The organism is Ignavibacteria bacterium (assembly GCA_013177855.1).
Classification (GTDB): Bacteria; Bacteroidota; Ignavibacteria; order Ch128b; family Ch128b; genus Ch128b.
On record JABLYA010000001.1, the window covers coordinates 930,047 to 949,392 of the forward strand.

A 19,346-nucleotide genomic window follows, 5' to 3' on the forward strand; every position below is an offset into this window, starting at 1 on the left:
AGTTAAACTTTATCATGAATTAATCAATTCAAATCATACATAATCAAATTTTGCAGTGAAATGCCTTAAAACTGGAGCTTCCTCAATAATTTTCATTCCTCTTAATTTGTCTCTTTTTGCATATACTTCTTGAATAACTTCAATTACATAATCAATATGGCTTTGAGTGTACACTCTTCTTGGGATAGCAAGTCGGACAAGTTCAAGTTTTGCAGGAATGAGTTTTCCATCTTTATCATATTTACCAAACATCACACTTCCAATTTCTACAGCACGAATTCCGCCTTCGAGATAAAGTTCACAAACAATTGATTGACCAGGATATTGTTCAGGTGGAATATGAGGAGCAAATCTTTTTGCATCGAGATAAATAGCGTGACCGCCCGGTGGTTCAAGAATTGGAACTCCGGATTGAACTAATTTCTCACCGAGATATTCAACTGAACGAATTCGATATTTCAAATAGTCTTCTTCTAAAACTTCTTCCAGACCTTGAGCGATTGCCTCAAGATCTCTTCCAGCAAGTCCGCCGTATGTTGGAAAACCTTCAGTTACTATCAAAACATTTCTACATTTCATTGCAAGTTCATCATCATTCATTGCAAGGAAACCGCCAATATTAACGAGTCCATCTTTTTTTGCGCTCATTGTGCATCCATCGGCATAAGAAAACATTTCTTGAGCAATCTCTAAGACTGATTTATTCTCGTAACCTTTTTCTCTCTTTTTGATAAAATATGCATTTTCAGCAAATCGACAGGCATCTAAGAAAAGTTTTAAGCCATACTTGTCACAAACTTTCCTTGTCTGACGAATATTTTCCATTGAAACAGGTTGTCCTCCGCCAGAATTATTTGTAACAGTTAACATTACCAAAGGTATGTTCTCTGGCCCAACTTGATTAATAAATTTCTCAAGCTGTTCAATGTCCATATTACCTTTGAAATCAGCTCGAATTTCTGGATGAAGTCCAATTTCGTTTAATAAATCAACTGCTTCCGAACCAACAAATTCGATGTTCGCTCTGGTTGTATCGAAATGTGTATTGCTTGGAAAATATTTTCCTTCTCCACCTAAAACACTAAATAAAATTTTTTCAGCTGCTCTTCCTTGATGAGTTGGAATAATGTGCTTAAAGCCGGTGATCTTTTTTACAACTCTTTCGAATCTAAAAAAGCTTTGTGAACCGGCATATGCTTCATCGCCTCTCATAATTCCAGCCCACTGCTCTGAACTCATTGCAGAAGTACCGCTGTCGGTCAATAAATCAATAATCACATCTCTTGAATGAATGTTAAAAGGATTGTAAAAAGCTTCTTTAAGAATTTTTTCCCTCTGTTCTCGCGTTGTAAAGCGGATAGTTTCAACAGATTTGATTTTGAAAGGTTCAATGATAGTTTTCATAGTTCAAAGTTATTTTTTGTTATTTGAAGTTGCAAGAAAATACAAACCATTATTCAGAATAAATGGAAGAAATTAACCACTGATAAACATCAACAATTTTTTTAACTTGCAAGAAATTTTGGAAAGAAAAATGATAGATACTCACTGCCATTTATTTTTTGATGAACTTTACAATGACCTGGACAATGTTATCAGGGAAGCTAAAGAAGCTGGAATAAAATATTTCATTTGTCCTTCTACAAATCTTGAGACCGCAAAGAAAACACTCGAAATTGCCGATGCATATCCGAAGGTTTATGCTGCAATTGGTGTCCATCCTCATGATACTTCAAACTTTGATGAAAATACTCTGATTGAATTAGAAAAACTATTAAGCCATCCAAAAGTTGTAGCAATCGGTGAAATAGGACTTGATTATTATTACGATTTTTCTCCAAAAGATAAACAGCAATTCGCTTTCAGAGAGCAATTGAAACTCGCAAAAAAATATAAACTTCCAGTTATCATACACAATAGAGATTCAAGCGAAGATCTAATGAAAATATTTGAAGAAGAAGCTGATGGAACACTTTACGGTCAATTTCATTGTTTCAATGGTGATTACGAAATGGCTTATAGAATTGTTGAACTGAGATCATTTTTATCTTTTACAGGAAATATAACTTATCCTAAGAACGAAGAGCTAAGAAAAATTTTGAGTCGGATTGAACCTGAAAATCTTTTGCTTGAAACTGATTCACCTTTTATGTCCCCAGTTCCATTTCGAGGAAAAAAGAACAGGCCTGCTTATTTGAAATATACTGTTGAAAAAATCGCTGAAGTTCAAGGACTAACAGTTGATGACATAATTCGCTCTACCAATTTCAGCGTTTATAAACTTTTTAAGATTGGACAAATTCCAGAGGTTTCGTTTACCTATCAAATTGGTCGAGCTCTCTACATCAATGTGACCAATCGTTGTAATGCAGATTGCGTTTTTTGCGATCGAAAAGGTTATGCATCCGTTGTTGGATACAATCTCAAAATGCCGAAAAGTATGGAGCCACCAGCGGAAGTTTATATAAAAGAAATTGGTGATCCTAAAAATTATTCAGAGATAGTCTTTTGCGGATTTGGTGAGCCGACTATCCGTATGGACATTATCAAAGAAGTCGCAAAATATGTAAAAGAAAATGGCGGAAGAACAAGACTCAACACCGATGGCCACGGAAATTACATTAACAAACGAAACATCTTACCAGAACTTCAAGGTTTAATTGACTCAGTTTCAATTAGCTTGAACACTGCAGATCCAGATCAATATGCAAGACTTATGCAGGTTGATAAATCTCTCTTTTATGAAATGGTTAATTTTACTAAAGAAGCTAAAAAATATATACCTGAAGTAGTTGTAACGATTGTTGATTTAAGAGAAGTAGATAAAGAAAAAGCTCGCAAATTTGCTGAGGAAGAATTAGGAGTAAAATTTAGAGCAAGAGAATACTTCTGATTAAAACTGCGATTTGATTGAGTTGAAATCTTTCATATAACCTACATTAAACCTGATTGTCGTTGGAATATAACCTATCCAGAAAATATTAGAACCCGATTGATATGATAAAACTGGTGAAATTCCTCCGGGTAAACCCAAACTTACCTGAAATGCAATTAATTTATTCTTATCAAAATAATAAGAAAGATAAGGGAACACATTAACTAACAAATTAGCAAACCCATCTTCATTACTTATTACACCTTGTTCAGCTGCATCAATTCGAAATGAATAATAGTCACCAAATTCAAGGATAAACATCGGCTCTAAACCAATTCCAAGCCTGAAATCACTAAAGTTGAAATTAATTCCCGACTTAAAGCTTGCAGTTGCACCAAAAGCCCATTTAAATCCATCGTAATTAATTGCAGTAAAATTACCGCCAGAATATGGCCCTAATCCAGAAACTAAATATCTACCAGCGTAAGCTGATAAATGCAAATTAAAAATTGAATGTTTCTTTGTTGATGTTGAAGTGTAATAAACTCTGAAAATATCAACCTTTTCACCTTCAAACTGACCCCGAATATAGCCATAATCAATTCCGCCGAAGGTTTTAATTTTTGAAGTATCTATTTCAACTTCGTAAACTAAAGGTGTTGCCGAATCGAGTTTCATTAAATTATAATAAGCTCTTTTGCAACCACTTCCAAAAATAAAAAGTACAGATAAAGCAATCAGACTTAGATGACTAAAATAACACATTACAACCTCCCATAGACTTTTATTTTTGTTCAAAATTCAATTCAGTGTTTTTTGTTTTTAATAAAATTTTTTTAAGCACCTTTTCAAAAAAATAAAAAAGTCAGGTTTGATTCTTTCAAACCTGACTGTGAACATCAATTATTAGCAATGAAGTTTTAATAAAGATTATAAATTTTCTTTAATGAAATTTGTAATTAATGTAAATAGCTGCAATCTTGTTTTACCGCCGGCTATTCCATGATCTTTACCAGGATAAAACATCACATTGAATTGCTTGTTTGCCTTTATCAATTCATCTACTAATACAACAGTATTCTGAAAATGAACATTGTCATCAGCCGTACCGTGTATTAAAAGTAATTTTCCTTTCAGTTTATCAGCTTTGTTTGTCACAGCACTTTTTTCATAACCTTCAGGATTTAATTCTGGAGTCGACATATATCTTTCAGTGTAGATTGTATCATAAAATTTCCAGTGAGTTACTGGAGCTACCGAAACTGCACATTTGAAATATTCATTTCCTTCAAGAATAGTCAATGCTGAAATGTATCCGCCATAACTCCAGCCCCATATACCGATTCTTTCAGGATCAACATAAGGCAATGACATTAAATATTTAGCTGCTTCAACAAGATCATTAACTTCCCAATGACCTAAATTTTTATAAACAATATTTTTGAAAGCTTTACCACGTCCGCCAGTTCCACGATTGTCAATCATAAAAATAATATATCCCTCTTGTGCGAGCATCTGATGCCAGAGATATTGTGTCCCGCCCCAAATATCTCGCACTATTTGACTGCCAGGTCCTGAATAATTATAAAACAGAACTGGATATTTTTTCTCAGGATCAAAATCGGCTGGTTTGATCATCATCGCATTTAAAACTACACCATCACTGGTAGTGAAGGTAATAAATTCGGGAGTTGAAAAATTATATTCAGTCAGAACTTTCTCAAGGTTTAAGTTATTTATTAAAGTATCTAAAATTTTGCCTTTATTATCCATTAAAAAAGTTTTTGAGACAGATTTAACCGATGAATTAGTGACAATGAAATATTTAAAATTTGGTGATGAATTAATGAAACTTGTCCCCTCAAATGGAGTCAATCTTGTTAGCCCTTTACCATCGAGACTAACTCTATAAAGATTTCTGATTAATGGATTTCCAAGTCCTGATGTGAAATAAAGAAGATTATTTTTTTCATCCACTTCGACTAATCTATCAGCTTCCCATTGACCTGAAGTGATTTGCCTGATCAATTTCCCCGAATAATCATATAAATAAAAATGCTTAAATCCGTTTCGTTCCGATGAGATCAAAAAATTCTTTTTGTTATTGAAGAAATAAAGATCCATAAATTCGACATCAACCCAGCAAGAATCGGTATCTGTGTAAATCACTTTTGAATTTCCTGTACGTGTATCAGCAAGCAAAAGTTCAAGTTTATTTTGAAGTCTATTCAAACGAATTATAGCCAGTTCATTTTCTCGTGTAGTCCAATAAATTCTTGGAATGTAAATATCTTTTTCATCACCAATATTCATCCATTTAATTTCACCTGAGCTTAAATCAACAACTCCAATTTTTACAATTGAGTTGTGCGCCCCTGCTTTTGGATATCTCATTTTTATTGAATTAAAATAAAGCGAGTCAAATTGTTGAATTTCAATTTCAGGAACCGGTGACTGATCAAGCTGCCAGAACGCAATTTGTTTCCCATCGTTTGAAAATCGCCATCCATCAATAATTGAAAATTCTTCTTCATAAACCCAGTCAAAGTGGCCATTGATAATTACTCCATTCCCATCGAATGTTAATTGTTTCTCCGTTCGAGTCTCAATATCATAGATAAAAAGATTATCATCTTTCACATAACCAAGTTTTTTGCTGTCAGGAGAAAATTTCACATTTATTACTGAATTTTTTGTTTCAACTTGAAAAAATCCTTTTGTTTTTAAGTTATAAAGGAAGATATTTCCACCCGATTTAATTGATCTCGCAGGAAGAAGTCCGGTAAATAGGATATAATTTTCATCAGGAGAAAATTCATAATTCATTATCGTAAACTTTGAATCTGAACCATCAGCTTTTAATTCGTCTGAAGAAAGTAAAACTGACTTTGATTTTGTTTTGATATCATAGACAATAATATTGGTAGTTCGTTTTTGAAAATCTGGCTCAAGATATGTGAATTTTTCCCCGCCATTTATCCATTTAACCATTCTTAATGATTGAGCTGAAAATTTTGAGCTACCCCAGATTTCCTCAAGTGTAAATTTTTTAGAATTTGTTTGAGCTAAAACTGTTATGGAAAAAATTAAAATGAACAGAGTGATAAATTTTTTCATTTCAACCTCATTAATTTATTCATTTAATCTAAATTAAGATTTTTTTAAGTTTGAGTGAAAAAATTTGAGATGAAAAATGGCAACTTATTATTTACCAGCTGAAACCTTTCCTATTGAGAAAGTTTTAGAGCAAAAATCAAAAATTGAAAAACCTGAAATCTTCAAAGAAATCATAGAAAAAATTCCTTACCCTATTCTTGTATTAAATTCTTTAAGACAAATCGTTTTTTACAATGAAGCCTTGATTGAAAGTTTTCCAGATATTCGAAATAACCAACTTCTCGGAGCCCGACCTGGCGAAGTTTTTCGATGCGAAAATTCAACCATTGAAGAAGGCTGTGGAACCACAATCTTTTGTCGAACCTGCGGAGCGGCTAAAGCCATCGCAACAAGTTTAGCTGGCCGTGATGACATTCAAGAATGCAGAATTACAACAATAGAGGATGAAGCCTATGACTTCCGAGTCTGGACTTATCCCAAAATTATCGATGGAGAGAAGTACTCAATTTTTACACTAATTGATATTTCTCATGAAAAAAGAAGACAGATACTTGAAAGAATTTTTTATCATGACATCTTAAACACTGCAAATGGAATAATTGGACTATTAGAACTTTATATGCCATCTGAAGGAGATCAAGAGAATTTAATTAAGACCTCATATTCCTTTGCCAAAATTCTAGCTGATGAAATTAATTCTCAAAGATTGATTACACTTGCCGAAGCCGGTGAATTGGATATCGAAACATCTAAATTTTCAATAAATGAACTAATAAATGAAATCATAACGCTTTATTCATCACAACTATCCTTTAAAGATATTAACATACAAATCAATATCCCTGAGGACTTTCATATAATTTCTGATAAAACACTACTTAGAAGAATTGTAATCAACTTGCTTAAAAATGCTCTTGAAGCCTCTCAAACTGGCTCTATTATTCGAATAACTGCTCACAAAACTAATAATCTAAATGTTGTAAAGGTCTATAACCAGGCTGTTATGCCGGAAGAGGTTAAATTACAGGTTTTCAAACGATCTTTCAGCACAAAAGGTAAAGGCAGAGGATTGGGAACCTACAGCATAAAATTACTAACTGAAAAATTTCTAAAAGGAAAAGCCTCTTTCATTTCAGAGAAAGATTATGGAACCGAATTTACAATCGAAATACCTGATTTGATTTAATCGACTTGCCAATCAAATTTATTTCACACCAATTAAAATCCTATTCGAATTGAATTAGTGAATTATAATTTGAAATCCTCAATAGTTAATAACCGCAACTAATCTATTGGATATTAGCTCAGCCTTACCTAACTTTGTATAGCATTGAGGGACATAAGCAAGACAATATCAATAACAAATTAATGGAGGATACTTGAAGTTCGCTGATCGAATTATTTTGATACTGGTTTTGATTTCATTGTTAGGATTTTCGTATGTGGTGAATGATACAGAGACGAATGAAGTGCTTAAATCAAAAATAAATTTGAACTTAAATAACCAGAATAATATGCCTCAATATTCCATGATGGTGCCTGTAATCACATACAAGCCGATTGGTTTAATGAAGGCAAGCTGGTATGGACCCAATTTTCACGGAAAGCAAACTGCAAACGGTGAAATTTATAATCAATATGAACTAACTGCCGCACATAAAACTTTTAAATTCGGAACTCTTCTACGATTGACCAATCCTGAAAATAACAAATCAATAATTGTCCGAATTAACGATCGGGGTCCATACATCGAAGGCAGAGAATTAGATTTATCGTATGGTTCTGCAAAAGCTCTTGGCATTATTAAGCCTGGGGTGAAAAAACTAAAGGTAGAATTAGTTCAGATTACTGACTCTTTAGAAATTGTTGAGAATAATTCCAATCTTTAAAACAAAAACTGCCCTTTTCAAGGGCAGTTTTTTGTAACTCACCTTAACAAAATCAATGCGTTATTTTCGTCCCTAAAACTTCAAGGAATTTAGCAAGCCACTCAGGATGAGCGGGCCAGGCTGGTGCAGTAACAAGATTTCCGTCAACAAAAGCTTTATCGACTGGGATATCCTGATATTCTCCTCCAGCAGCATTAACTTCGGGTCCAACTGCAGGATAGCAGGAAACCTTTCTTCCCTTTACTCCGCCGGCAGCAGCCAAAAGCTGGGCACCATGACAAATTGCTGCTATTGGTTTCTTATTTTCAACAAAATGTTTTGTGATTTCAATAACCTTTGGATTTAATCTGATATATTCTGGTGCTCTACCACCTGGAATTACAAGAGCATCATAATCAGCTGGATTTATATTATCAAAAGTTGCATTCAAGGTAAAGTTATGTCCCAACTTTTCACTATAAGTTTGGTCACCTTCAAAATCATGGACAGCTGTTCTTACTTTTTCTCCTGCTTTCTTACCGGGACACACAGCATGAACTGTATGACCGACCATTTGCAGGGCTTGAAAAGGTACCATGACTTCGTAATCTTCAACGAAGTCTCCAACTAACATTAGAATTTTTTTAGCTGCCATAATGACTCCCTTTTTTTCAAAAATAAATTTAGAGAACCAGAAGGTCAATAATTAAACTACTAATCTTAGATAATGAAAAGTTGATCGAACTCATTAATATCGTAATGTAAAATCTTTGGTTAAACTTATGAAAAAATTTATTCCTTTTAAGCTGATTGCTTTAATTACTATCATTATGACATTTTCAGATGTAAAAATTCTATCTTGCCAGGAAATAAATACAAACCGGACATATCAATTACAAAATGGCGAACTTTTTATTCCAGCTGTTTCTGAATTAAATAAAGACAAAATTACACTTATAATCCACCTCCACGGAAAAACAAAATTTATCGAAGAATTATATTTAAGGACCAACCTACCCTATCCTTTAATTTCATTGCATCTCGGAATGTTATCCGGTCCATATCGAATTGCCTTTTCGGATACAAACTTTTTAAGAAAAATTTTAGATGAAGCACTTGGTATAATTAAAAAGGAAACACAGAAAGAAGTGAGTTCTTTCAAACTAAATCTGATCTTTACATCATTTAGCGCAGGTTATGGAGGCATCAGAGAAATTCTAAAAACTAAAACTTACTATGAGATGACTTCCGCCATTATTCTCCTCGATGGTTTACATACAGATTATGTTTATGATAATGGAGAGAAAATTGTAAATCCAGAACAAATGAAAGATTTCTTAAGATTTGCAAGAGATGCAGTAAAGTTTACGAAGCAATTTATAATAACCCATTCCGAGATTATTCCAGAAGGATATTCAAGCACCACAGAGACTGCACAATATTTAATTGACTCTACATTTACAGAAAAAATTTCAGCTGAAAGAAAATGGGCTGATGATTTTATTCAAAAATATTATGCCTTTAATGGCAATTTCAGAGTTTTTGGATTTTACGGCAATACAGCTAAAGATCATATGCAGCATCTTTATAACCTGCCCCAATTTTTAAAGATGATAAATTTCAAATAAAATCAATGATAACTCAATTTCAATTTCGATTTACAACAATCTTAATCATATTCATTTAATTAAATTTGTATGATAAATGGATTGTTTTAATGAAAAAGAAAAAATTCATAATCGGAATTGATGTCGGTGGAACATCAATAAAATTTGGTTTAGTTGAAAAGAACATCATCCGTAAAGAATTTTCATTACCGACTTATGCTTTTGAAAATCCTCAGAAAGTTTTGGGTCAAATTGAATTAGGTCTTAAACAATTACTGAATAAAATTTCTAATGAAGATATTGAAGGAATTGGTATTGGTTTTCCCGGAAAAGTCAATGCAGAGAAAGGAATTGTAACCTCTGCACCTAATTTTAATAATTGGAAAAATATTCAGGTCAGGAAAAAACTTTTAAAGTTTGGTTTTCCTGTTTTCATTGATAATGATGCAAATTGTGCAGCTCTCGGGGAACTATATTATGGACGCGGAAGAAAACTTAATAATTTTATAATGGTTACTCTTGGAACTGGCGTGGGTGGAGGGATTATCATTAACAAAAAATTATTTCATGGAGATAGCGGCGGTGCCGGTGAAATTGGTCACATCACGATTGATTATTCTGGACCATTCTGTAAATGTGGTAAACGAGGTTGTGTCGAAGCCTATGCAGGTAATAGTTACATTAAGCAAAGAACAATTCAAAAACTTCACGAATATCCCGAATCATTAATTCTTAAACTTGTAGATCATAACTTAGATAACATCGAACCAAAAATTATAAACGAAGCTGCTCAGAAAGGTGATGAACTCGCTATTAAAATTTTAAAAGAAACAGGTTTTTATATCGGAATTGGTCTCGCCAATATTGCGAATACTTTAGATATAAAGAATTTTGTGATAGGCGGTGGAATTTCAAACGCTGGTCCGATTTTGCTTAAGTCAATTGAAAACTCAATTAAAGAACATGGAATTAGGGATATTGTAAAAGATGTAAAAGTTTATTCGGCCCAATTAAAAAATAAAGCAGGAATACTTGGTGCTGCATCACTTGTTTTAGGTAATATGAGTAAAAAATGAGAAAAGTTTTTTTCGCTTTCATTTTTTTAGCTTTTGCTTCAAATTTAATTTCACAACAGGATACAACTGCAATTTCAGATTCAACAAGAAAAAAATCTTCTGTTGATGATATTATTTTTTATTCTTCCTCTGATTCAATTATTTACAACATTAAAAATCGAAAAATGTTTTTGTATGGCAATTCCGAGATTAAATACAAAACAATGGACTTAAAATCTGCTCAAATTGATATAGATTGGAACTCAAGCATTTTAAGAGCCTATGGAATTTATGACAGAGATTCGGTTGATACAAATAAACAGGTATTGATTAATCCACCAATTCTAAATGACGCAGGCGAAGAGTATAAAGGCACAGAAATAAAATACAACTTTCGGACTCAGCAAGGTTCAATCTCACATGCAAAATCTGAAAATGATGGACAGGTTTATTATGGTGAGAAAATTAAGAAAATAGAAAGCAAGGTATATTTAGTTCGAGACGGAGTTTATACAACCTGTAATGCCGACGAACCGCATTTCTATTTCTTCAGTCCTGAAATGAAAATAATTCACCAACAACAAATCATTGCTAAGTGGATTTGGTTCTATGTAGAAAATATTCCTTTCCCGGTTCCCCTCCCCTTTGCTGTATTCCCAAATCAATCTGGAAGACGAAGCGGAATTATCACACCAGCATTTGGATATCGTGAAGATCTCGGCAGATATCTTTCGCACCTTGGTTACTTCTGGGCTATCAGCGATTATATGGATTTAGCTGTGTTTGGAGATTTTTACACAAAAGGCGGTTATGCAATCAATTCAAGATATCGTTATATCAAACGATATGATTTTAATGGTCAGCTCGAACTTTCCTATGTTGATAATGATTATGGAGAACCGACAGATCCCGATTACAACCGAAGAAAGGAATACAGAATTTATTTTGGCCACAATCAAGAAATTGATCCGACTTCAAGAATTAACATTAATCTTAATTTTTTATCAAATAGTTTTTATCAAAACAAAAGCTCAACATTATCCGAAATACTAAACGATCAGGTAAACTCTTCTGCAAGCTACACTAAAAATTTTGAAGATGAAGGAATTAATCTCTCTCTCTATTACAATCGGAATCAAAATCTCAGAACCGGAGACATAAGAGAAAACCTTCCCGATTTGAGAGTTTCTTTTCAACCATTTTATCCATTCAAAAAAGACATTAAGAAAAAAATTAAAGAAGGGAAATTACTCGAAGAAGCCTGGTATGAAAAGATTGGAATTAACTATGGACTTCAATTCTCAAATAGACGAGAAGTTTTAAATCGCAACTTAAAAATTAGAGGCGGTGTTAATCATAATGCTTCAGTCTTTATTTCAAATAAATGGGGATATTTCAACATTACTAATTCAATCGGTTACACTGAAAATTGGTACAACAAGAGAATTGAAAAAATTGCTTATATAAGTTCTACAGGGCAGGACTCGATAGTTACGAATGATGTAAAAAAATTAAGTGCAGTCAGAACTTTTAGATTTAGCACCGGCATAAACACAAAAATTTACGGAATAATGAGACCAAACATTCTTGGAATAACTGCATTCAGACACACTCTAACTCCATCATTAAACTATTCTTACCAACCAGATTTTTCAAAACCATCTTGGGGATATTACGGAACTTACATTAACTCAAAAGGACAGGTGGTTAAATACAGTTTCTATGAGAGAGAAATTTTTGGCGGTCCAGGAATTGGCGAAGTACAAAGTCTCGGATTAAATATTGGCAATAACTTTGAGATGAAAATTAAACCATCAAGAACTGATACATCTCAGCAGGAACGAAAAATACAACTAATGAATGTGAACGCAAGCATTGCTTACAATTTCGCTGCGAGTGAGTTTCGGCTTTCAAACATTAACGTCAGTTTTTATTCAAATGTTGGAACATTTTTCAGTATCAATGGCGGTTTAACTTATGATCCTTATGTTTATGATAAAAACTTAAAACAAAGAATTAACAAATTAATGATCAGTGAAGGTAAAGGACTTGCCCGATTAACTAATATGAATTTAAGTTTTAATCTTAATCTTACAGGTGAACAACTCAAATCAAAGAAGAAAGAAGAACAAACCGATACAACTGAGAGCATACAAGAACTGCCGGTTGGATTTTATTCATCAACAAGAAGAGAAGAGATCCCTGATTACTCAATCCCGTGGAATTTATCGCTTGGATTTTCCTATTCTGTGAACAAACCGACTCCTGATATTTCTTACAGAACTGCCAATATGAATTTTGCTTTGAGTTTTAATCTTACTTCGCAATGGAAATTCTCCATCAATGGAGGTTATGATTTTGAGCAAAAGAAATTAACTGCCCCATCGGTTAGGATATCGAGAGATTTACATTGCTGGAATATGAATTTTGATTGGTATCCTACTGGATTTTACCGTGGTTATAGATTGGAAATCAGAGTTAAAGCACCACAACTTCAAGACTTAAAAATTACCAAACAGGGTGGAATATTTACTCGTTAGGATAAAATATGAAAACTTATCTTATCGATGGCAATAATGTAATTAGAGCTGAAAAAGAATGGAACAAATTATTTCTTGAAGATCCCGAAAGAGCAAAAAATTTGCTGGTTCAAAAAGTAATCGATTATTTCTCCAATAAAAACAATAATGCAATAATTTTTTTCGATGGATTTAATTTTATTCATTCTCATTCGAAAGTAAGCAGGAATGTTGAAATTAAACATGCAAAGAATAAGACAGCTGATGAAACAATTCTGATAACAATTGAAAAAAACAACAATAAAAAAAATTTAATCATTGTAAGCAATGATCAAGCATTAAGGAATAAGGCAAGATTATATCAATGTGGAGTTGAATCTTCCGAGGATTTCATCATCAAACTGCATAACCAAAAATTTTTTTCAGGTGAAGACTCCAAACCTGAACCGACTCCTGATGAAATTAATGAACTGTTGAATTTATTCAAGCGAGGAAATAAAGAAGAATAATTAAGTCTTTGATCAGTCTAAGCCTGACGAAAACTTTTAAATTAAAATTCATTGAGGTCACCCTTCTATAGGAGGCTACGTCGCAATTGTCTTAAAGAAATAAAAACTCCGCAATGATTTAATTTGAATAACCCCAAAATCGCATTGGGTGTAAATTAGAACAAAAAACAAAGAATCCTAAAGAAATTTAATTATTACAGAAATTATTCTAAACGATCTTAAAATTAAATTGCAGATCAGACATTTAAATAATTTTGAACCTCACATTCAACCCCTTTGGGATTGAAATTTTCTTTTAACGATATTCCCCAAGTGCAACTCGGGGCTAATCATATTCAACTCCTTCGGAGTTGGTGAAAATCAATCAGAATAAGATATTGATTCAATTTCGATTAATTGAAAACCTAATCCAGAATGGATAAAATTATTATAGAAAAACAAGCGTCCACAAAAAAACAAAATCCTGAAGAGCTGACACTGTCTTAAAACAAATAAAAATAATTTCACATAAAACAACAAAATCCCAAAGGGATGAAATTATTATAGATAAAATCGCAGGCCCACCAAAAATCAAAATCCCGAAGGGATGACATTATCTCAAAATTATAATTTGATTAAAATATATGATTGATTTTTCATTGATCCTAAAATGTCACTCCTTTGGAGTTTTTATTTTTTTCTGCGCAACTTTAATTCTATAATAATTTCACCACTTCGTGGTTAATTATACAAATAGGTCGCTCCGATGGAGCTTTGATGTTCTTTCGCATGTTTCCTTCTCTACAAATAGGTCGCTTCTAACGAAGCTTTTTTAAGTTCAATAAAAACGAAAAATTACCTATAGACTTTTAAAATAAATTGTATAAAAATTGTAAAAATAATTCATGAAAGAAATCGCATATCGCTGAAACAATTGTAGAAATATTTTAATGTGACCTAGAAAACTAAAGTTGCGTAGCAACGACCTAATTGTAGGTAAAATAGTCAAGAGCAAAAATAAAAGTCACGTAGCGACGACCTATTTGTAGAAAGAAATATGTGCCGCACAAAAAATCTAATCCAGAATGGATGAAATTATTATAGAAAAGACAATCAAACATAGAAGACAAAATCCTGAAAGGATGACATTATCTTTGACAAGCTAAGTATTACATTCCCTTTGTCGAGGTTCAAGATGACATTTCATTGTAAGGCTGAGCATGTTGAAACCTAACAGCAATGAAATTTAAAACGTTCTTTTGGGTCACCCTTCGACAAAGGCTCAGGATGAAAATGCCTTAGATAGCTCTGTAAGCACACTTAAATTGAATTGAATTAAAATAATGCAGGTAAGGTCGAACAATAATCTTATAAATGATAATTAAAACTCAATAATCAGTCGTTATATCCTTACCAGTTACTGGATCAAAAAATCTAAATTCATCAACTTTCAACGAAACATCCAATTCGACATTAAGACGAACTCTGAATTTAAAGCTCCATCGAATATATCTTGGAATAAAACCTTTTAGAATTTCGTTTTCTAAAAAAGGATTGATCTTCAAAGTAACTTTGGGTAAAAATTTCCCAAGCTTGAATCTTCTCAACCAATGTTCAATATCTTTGAGAAGACTCTCTTTTGAAATTAAAATTCCTGTCCCGCCGCAGGTTGGACAAACATCCCTTGTACGCTGAAAAATACTTTTTCTAACTCTTTGTCTTGTGATCTGAACAAGTCCAAATTCTGTCATTGGTAGAATTGAAACTTTAGCTCGATCTTTTCTAAACTCTTTCTTTAATTCATCAAAAACTTTCTTTTTATTTTTTTCTTCCTCAAGGTCGATGAAATCAATAATTATAATTCCGCCTATATCACGCAATCTTACCTGACGGCAAATTTCTCTTGCAGCTTCCAGATCAATTTTTAGAGAATTTAATTCCTGATGCATCGAGGCAGCGTATTTGCCAGTATTTACATCTATTACCGTCATTGCTTCTGTTTGATCAATTACAATATGTCCACCGCTGGGCAAAGGGACTTTCCGGGACATTGCAATTCTTAACTGAGGCTCTATCCCAAATACATCAAAAATTGGTTCCTTACCTTTATAAAGTTCTATTCTATCCTCAAGCTCTGGATGAACCTGATGTAAATAATCTCTCAACTGCTTATAAACTTTTTTCGAATCAACTATAATCTTAGAAACTTCGTAGTTAAATAAATCTCGAATCACGCTCGATGTGGTACTTGCATCTTTATAGACAAGTGCGGGAGCTTTTTCGTTTTTAATTGTTTGTTCAATTTCTTTCCATGTATTTAACAAACGATTGAGTTCTTCTTTTATTGTTTCTTCATCTTCGTTGGCAGCTACTGTCCTAACGATTACTCCAAATCCTTCGGGAATTATTGAGCGGACAATTTTTCTCAGTCTTTTTCGTTTTCTCGGATCGTGTATTTTTTTTGAAACTCCAATCTTATTATCAAAAGGAAGAAGAACTAAAAATCTTCCAGGTAAAGTTATTCTTGTAGTTACTCTGAAACCTTTATTGCCAACTGGTTCTTTTGTAACCTGAACAATTATTTCTTTCCCTTTTTCAAGCTTTGGAAGATTTTGAATTGACCTTTGATAATTAGAATTAGTTTGAATTGGAATTTTATCGAGATTTGATTCTTCCTCTTCTTCTTCTAAATCGACATCTGTGTCTTCGTCACCAATTAATGCATTTAACTCTTCTATTTTAGGATCGATATCTGAAAAGTGAAGGAATGCATCCTGTTTGTGCCCGACATCAATAAATGCAGCTTTAATACCGGGAATAATTTTAGCTACACGCCCAAGATAAATATCCCCTACCGACCTTTGGGCATCGGCATGCTCGACAAAATATTCTGTAAGCAAGCCATCTTCTGTAATCGCAATACGCGTCTCGTCGCCAATTGTGTTTATAATTATTTCTTTGTTCATAAATCAATAAAAACCCTTTGCTTGTTTGACTTCTAAAATTCTTTTGAAAAACTCTTTGACTAATTGTTAAAAAAACTTGCAAATCTCTTTTTTGAAGCTCAATTAACCTCTGAAACGCTGAAAGTAATTTCAACTTTTCAGAGGATAAAAATTTGTGAAAAACTCTGTGTAAAAAACCTGTAAGTTTTGAATTAAGAATTCTCTTTTTCAAAAATCCTCTAAAAATTTTAGAGATTAAATAAGAATTTGAATTGCAAACCCCTTTACAAATAATTGAAGAGAGAGCAGCTAAAAGCTCTCCCATCAATTGAAAAGAATTGAACTTCGATTTTATTTTTTCTAAAACGAAAAAATGATGCGCTATTTTAATAGTAAGCTTTTCATTTACAACCATAAAGTAAAATCATTTTTTACTTTTTTGGTGGTTGTGATTTGGGCGCTTCAGGTGGTGGAATTAAAATTTTTCTGCTGAAAACTAATCGACCATTATCTTCAATCTTGATTAGCTTTACTTCAATTTTTTCACCAACCTTAAAGTAATCTTCTATCTTATTTACTTTTTTGTGATCAATCTGCGAAATGTGAAGTAATCCCTCCACACCTGGAGCAATTTCCACAAACGCACCAAAGTCAACAATTCTTTTGACTGTTGCTTTATAAACTTTGCCTATCTGCGGTGGTTCAGTCAATAATCTGATTCTCGAAATTGCCTCTTCAATTCCTTCTTCATTCGTTGATGCAATATTTACAACGCCATTTTCTTCAATTGCAATTTCTGTCTTTGTATCTCTTTGAATTGACTGAATAATTTTCCCGCTTGGTCCAATTACTGCACCAATTTTATCAATTGGTATTTTAATTTGAACAAGATGAGGAGCATATTTAGAAATTTGTGATCTTGGAGCCGAAAGAGTTTCATTCATCTTGGAGAGAATAAACAATCTTCCTTCTTTCGCTTGAGCTAAAGCTTCAGCCATAATCTCATAAGAAATACCTTTAACTTTTATATCCATCTGAAAGCCAGTAATTCCATCTTCCGTTCCAGCGACTTTAAAGTCCATATCTCCAAGATGATCTTCATCACCAAGAATATCGCTTAAGATTTTATATTTACCATTTTCGAGTATTAATCCCATTGCAATACCTGCAACAGGTTTTTTAAGAGGAACTCCGCCATCCATCAATGCAAGTGAACCAGCGCATACAGTTGCCATTGATGATGAGCCGTTCGATTCAAGAATATCTGAAACTACTCGAATTGTGTATGGGAACTCTTCATCCTTTGGCAATAAATTCTTCAAAGATCTTTCAGCCAAGTTTCCATGACCAATTTCTCTTCTACCCGGACCAGTATATCTTCCAATCTCGCCAACGCTAAACGCTGGGAAATTATAGTGAAGCATAAATTTCTTTGTCGTTTCTTCGGGTAAAAGACCCTCAACAAGCTGCTCATCAAGCTTAGTTCCGAGAGTTAGAGTTGTCAAGCTTTGAGTCTCGCCTCTTGTGAAGAGAGCCGAACCATGAGTTCGAGGTAGAAGTCCAACTTCACAATAAATTGGTCTAATGTCTCTTGTACCTCTTCCATCAAGTCTTACACCTTCTTCAAGGATCATTTTTCGCATCAACTCACGCTCAAGATCATGAATTGCGGATTTAATAAGAAATTCTCTTTCAGGGAATTTTTCTTTTAAGGCTTCAATTGTTTCAAGATTGATTTGTTTTAAGCTGTTCCTTCGTACTTCTTTTGTTGAAGGAGTGTGAATTACTTGATTAATTTTATCATAACAAAGCTCACGAACAGCTTTGATAATTTCTTCTTCTTCAGGGAATAACTGAACAGCTCTTTTGGTTTTTCCAACTTCTTCAACTAATTCTTTCTGCAATGCTACTAACTGTTTGATGTACTCGTGACCAAATTTGATAGCTTCGAGCATTGTTTCTTCGGAAACTTCCTTCGCTTCACCTTCAACCATCAAAATTGAGTCTTCCGTACCTGCGACAACAATCTCAAGTTTAGCTTCTTCAATTTCTTTATAAGTTGGATTTACAACAAATTGATCGCCAATAAGGCAAACACGAACTTCACCTATTGGACCTTCAAATGGTATATCTGAAATTGCAAGTGCGGCTGAGGCACCAACCGCACCAATTACATCAGGATCATGTTCCTGATCGGAGGAATAAACCTGAACAATCACCTGAGTTTCTGTCATATAACCTTTTGGGAAGAGAGGTCGAATAGGTCTATCAATCAATCTTGCAGAAAGAATTTCTTTCTCGGTTGGTTTTCCTTCTCTTTTAATAAAGCCGCCGGGAATTTTTCCGACTGCTGAATATTTTTCTCTGTATTCAACTGAAAGCGGAAGAAAATCCTGTCCTTCAACCTGTTCATCAGCAGCTACAGCAACAGCAAGAACTTTGGTATCACCAAAACTTACCATTACAGCGCCATTTGCCTGACGCGCAAATCTTCCTGCTTCGAGTGAAAATGTCTTTCCATTTATTTCAATTTCTTTAAGAACGATCATACTTTTAACCATTTTACTTTCTTAAGTTTAGTTCTTCGACTATCTTTCGATATCTTTCAATGTCTTTGTTTTGTAAATATCTGAGAAGTCTTCTTCTTTTACCAACCATTTTGATTAATCCCATTCGGGAATGTTTATCTTTTTTATGTTCCTCAAAATGTTGAGTTAATTCGTTAATTCGTGCAGTAAGAATTGCAATTTGAACTTCTGGTGCACCAGTGTTTTTTTCACTTCCACCGTATTTCAAAATGATTTCTCTTTTTTGTTCTTTAGTTAACATATCTTTACTCCTTTCTTTTAATATAATACCAGAATTAACCAGT

General features: G+C 33.3%; 14 protein-coding genes. 7 read left to right on the forward strand and 7 right to left on the reverse strand.

The features are described from left to right. Window positions 1-33: 33 nt before the first annotated feature. A complete protein-coding gene (locus HPY57_03965) occupies window positions 34-1,404 on the reverse strand; it encodes a tryptophanase (protein ID NPV10927.1) in 1,371 nt (456 codons plus the stop codon). 130 nt (window positions 1,405-1,534) lie between these two features. Here HPY57_03965 and HPY57_03970 point away from each other — a divergent pair, with 130 nt between their 5' ends. Further along, the gene (locus tag HPY57_03970; protein ID NPV10928.1) at window positions 1,535-2,893 is read left to right on the forward strand and encodes a YchF/TatD family DNA exonuclease; all 1,359 of its coding nucleotides are present in this window, start codon (window positions 1,535-1,537) and stop codon (window positions 2,891-2,893) included. Here the strand turns inward: HPY57_03970 and HPY57_03975 are convergent, their stop codons facing one another. Further along, window positions 2,894-3,640, reverse strand: a complete 747-nt coding sequence (locus tag HPY57_03975; GenBank protein NPV10929.1) for a hypothetical protein — start codon at window positions 3,638-3,640, stop codon at window positions 2,894-2,896. A 165-nt stretch (window positions 3,641-3,805) separates the two neighbouring features. Next, a complete protein-coding gene (locus HPY57_03980) occupies window positions 3,806-5,992 on the reverse strand; it encodes a S9 family peptidase (GenBank protein NPV10930.1) in 2,187 nt (728 codons plus the stop codon). Between the two features lie 76 nt (window positions 5,993-6,068). Here HPY57_03980 and HPY57_03985 point away from each other — a divergent pair, with 76 nt between their 5' ends. Together HPY57_03985 and HPY57_03990 are read left to right on the forward strand one after the other, a co-directional pair. After that, a complete protein-coding gene (locus HPY57_03985; GenBank protein ID NPV10931.1) occupies window positions 6,069-7,178 on the forward strand; it encodes a HAMP domain-containing histidine kinase in 1,110 nt (369 codons plus the stop codon). A gap of 328 nt (window positions 7,179-7,506) precedes the next feature. Next, window positions 7,507-7,881 carry a septal ring lytic transglycosylase RlpA family protein gene (locus tag HPY57_03990; protein ID NPV10932.1) on the forward strand — a complete coding sequence of 125 codons (375 nt, stop codon included), beginning with the start codon at window positions 7,507-7,509 and terminating at the stop codon, window positions 7,879-7,881. A 52-nt stretch (window positions 7,882-7,933) separates the two neighbouring features. Here HPY57_03990 and HPY57_03995 read toward each other — a convergent pair whose 3' ends face one another. After that, complete coding sequence (locus HPY57_03995; GenBank protein NPV10933.1) at window positions 7,934-8,515, reverse strand: DJ-1/PfpI family protein; 582 nt, start codon at window positions 8,513-8,515, stop codon at window positions 7,934-7,936. Between the two features lie 127 nt (window positions 8,516-8,642). Here HPY57_03995 and HPY57_04000 point away from each other — a divergent pair, with 127 nt between their 5' ends. From HPY57_04000 to HPY57_04015, 4 genes are all read left to right on the forward strand, one after another. Beyond that, window positions 8,643-9,488: a hypothetical protein gene (locus HPY57_04000; protein ID NPV10934.1), complete on the forward strand. Its 846-nt coding sequence runs from the start codon at window positions 8,643-8,645 to the stop codon at window positions 9,486-9,488. Window positions 9,489-9,577: 89 nt separating this feature from the next. After that, window positions 9,578-10,543, forward strand: coding sequence for an ROK family protein (locus HPY57_04005; GenBank protein ID NPV10935.1), 966 nt, complete (start codon window positions 9,578-9,580; stop codon window positions 10,541-10,543). Then, window positions 10,540-13,062: an LPS-assembly protein LptD gene (locus tag HPY57_04010; GenBank protein ID NPV10936.1), complete on the forward strand. Its 2,523-nt coding sequence runs from the start codon at window positions 10,540-10,542 to the stop codon at window positions 13,060-13,062. The genes HPY57_04005 and HPY57_04010 overlap by 4 nt, the downstream gene beginning before the upstream one ends. A gap of 8 nt (window positions 13,063-13,070) precedes the next feature. Further along, window positions 13,071-13,550, forward strand: coding sequence for a hypothetical protein (locus HPY57_04015; protein ID NPV10937.1), 480 nt, complete (start codon window positions 13,071-13,073; stop codon window positions 13,548-13,550). A 1,367-nt stretch (window positions 13,551-14,917) separates the two neighbouring features. Here the strand turns inward: HPY57_04015 and HPY57_04020 are convergent. From HPY57_04020 to rpsO, 3 genes are all read right to left on the reverse strand, one after another. Beyond that, complete coding sequence (locus HPY57_04020) at window positions 14,918-16,495, reverse strand: Rne/Rng family ribonuclease (GenBank protein NPV10938.1); 1,578 nt, start codon at window positions 16,493-16,495, stop codon at window positions 14,918-14,920. A gap of 410 nt (window positions 16,496-16,905) precedes the next feature. Then, window positions 16,906-19,023 carry a polyribonucleotide nucleotidyltransferase gene (locus tag HPY57_04025; GenBank protein ID NPV10939.1) on the reverse strand — a complete coding sequence of 706 codons (2,118 nt, stop codon included), beginning with the start codon at window positions 19,021-19,023 and terminating at the stop codon, window positions 16,906-16,908. 13 nt (window positions 19,024-19,036) lie between these two features. Then, window positions 19,037-19,303, reverse strand: a complete 267-nt coding sequence (gene rpsO, locus HPY57_04030; protein NPV10940.1) for a 30S ribosomal protein S15 — start codon at window positions 19,301-19,303, stop codon at window positions 19,037-19,039. Between the last annotated feature and the right edge of the window lie 43 nt (window positions 19,304-19,346).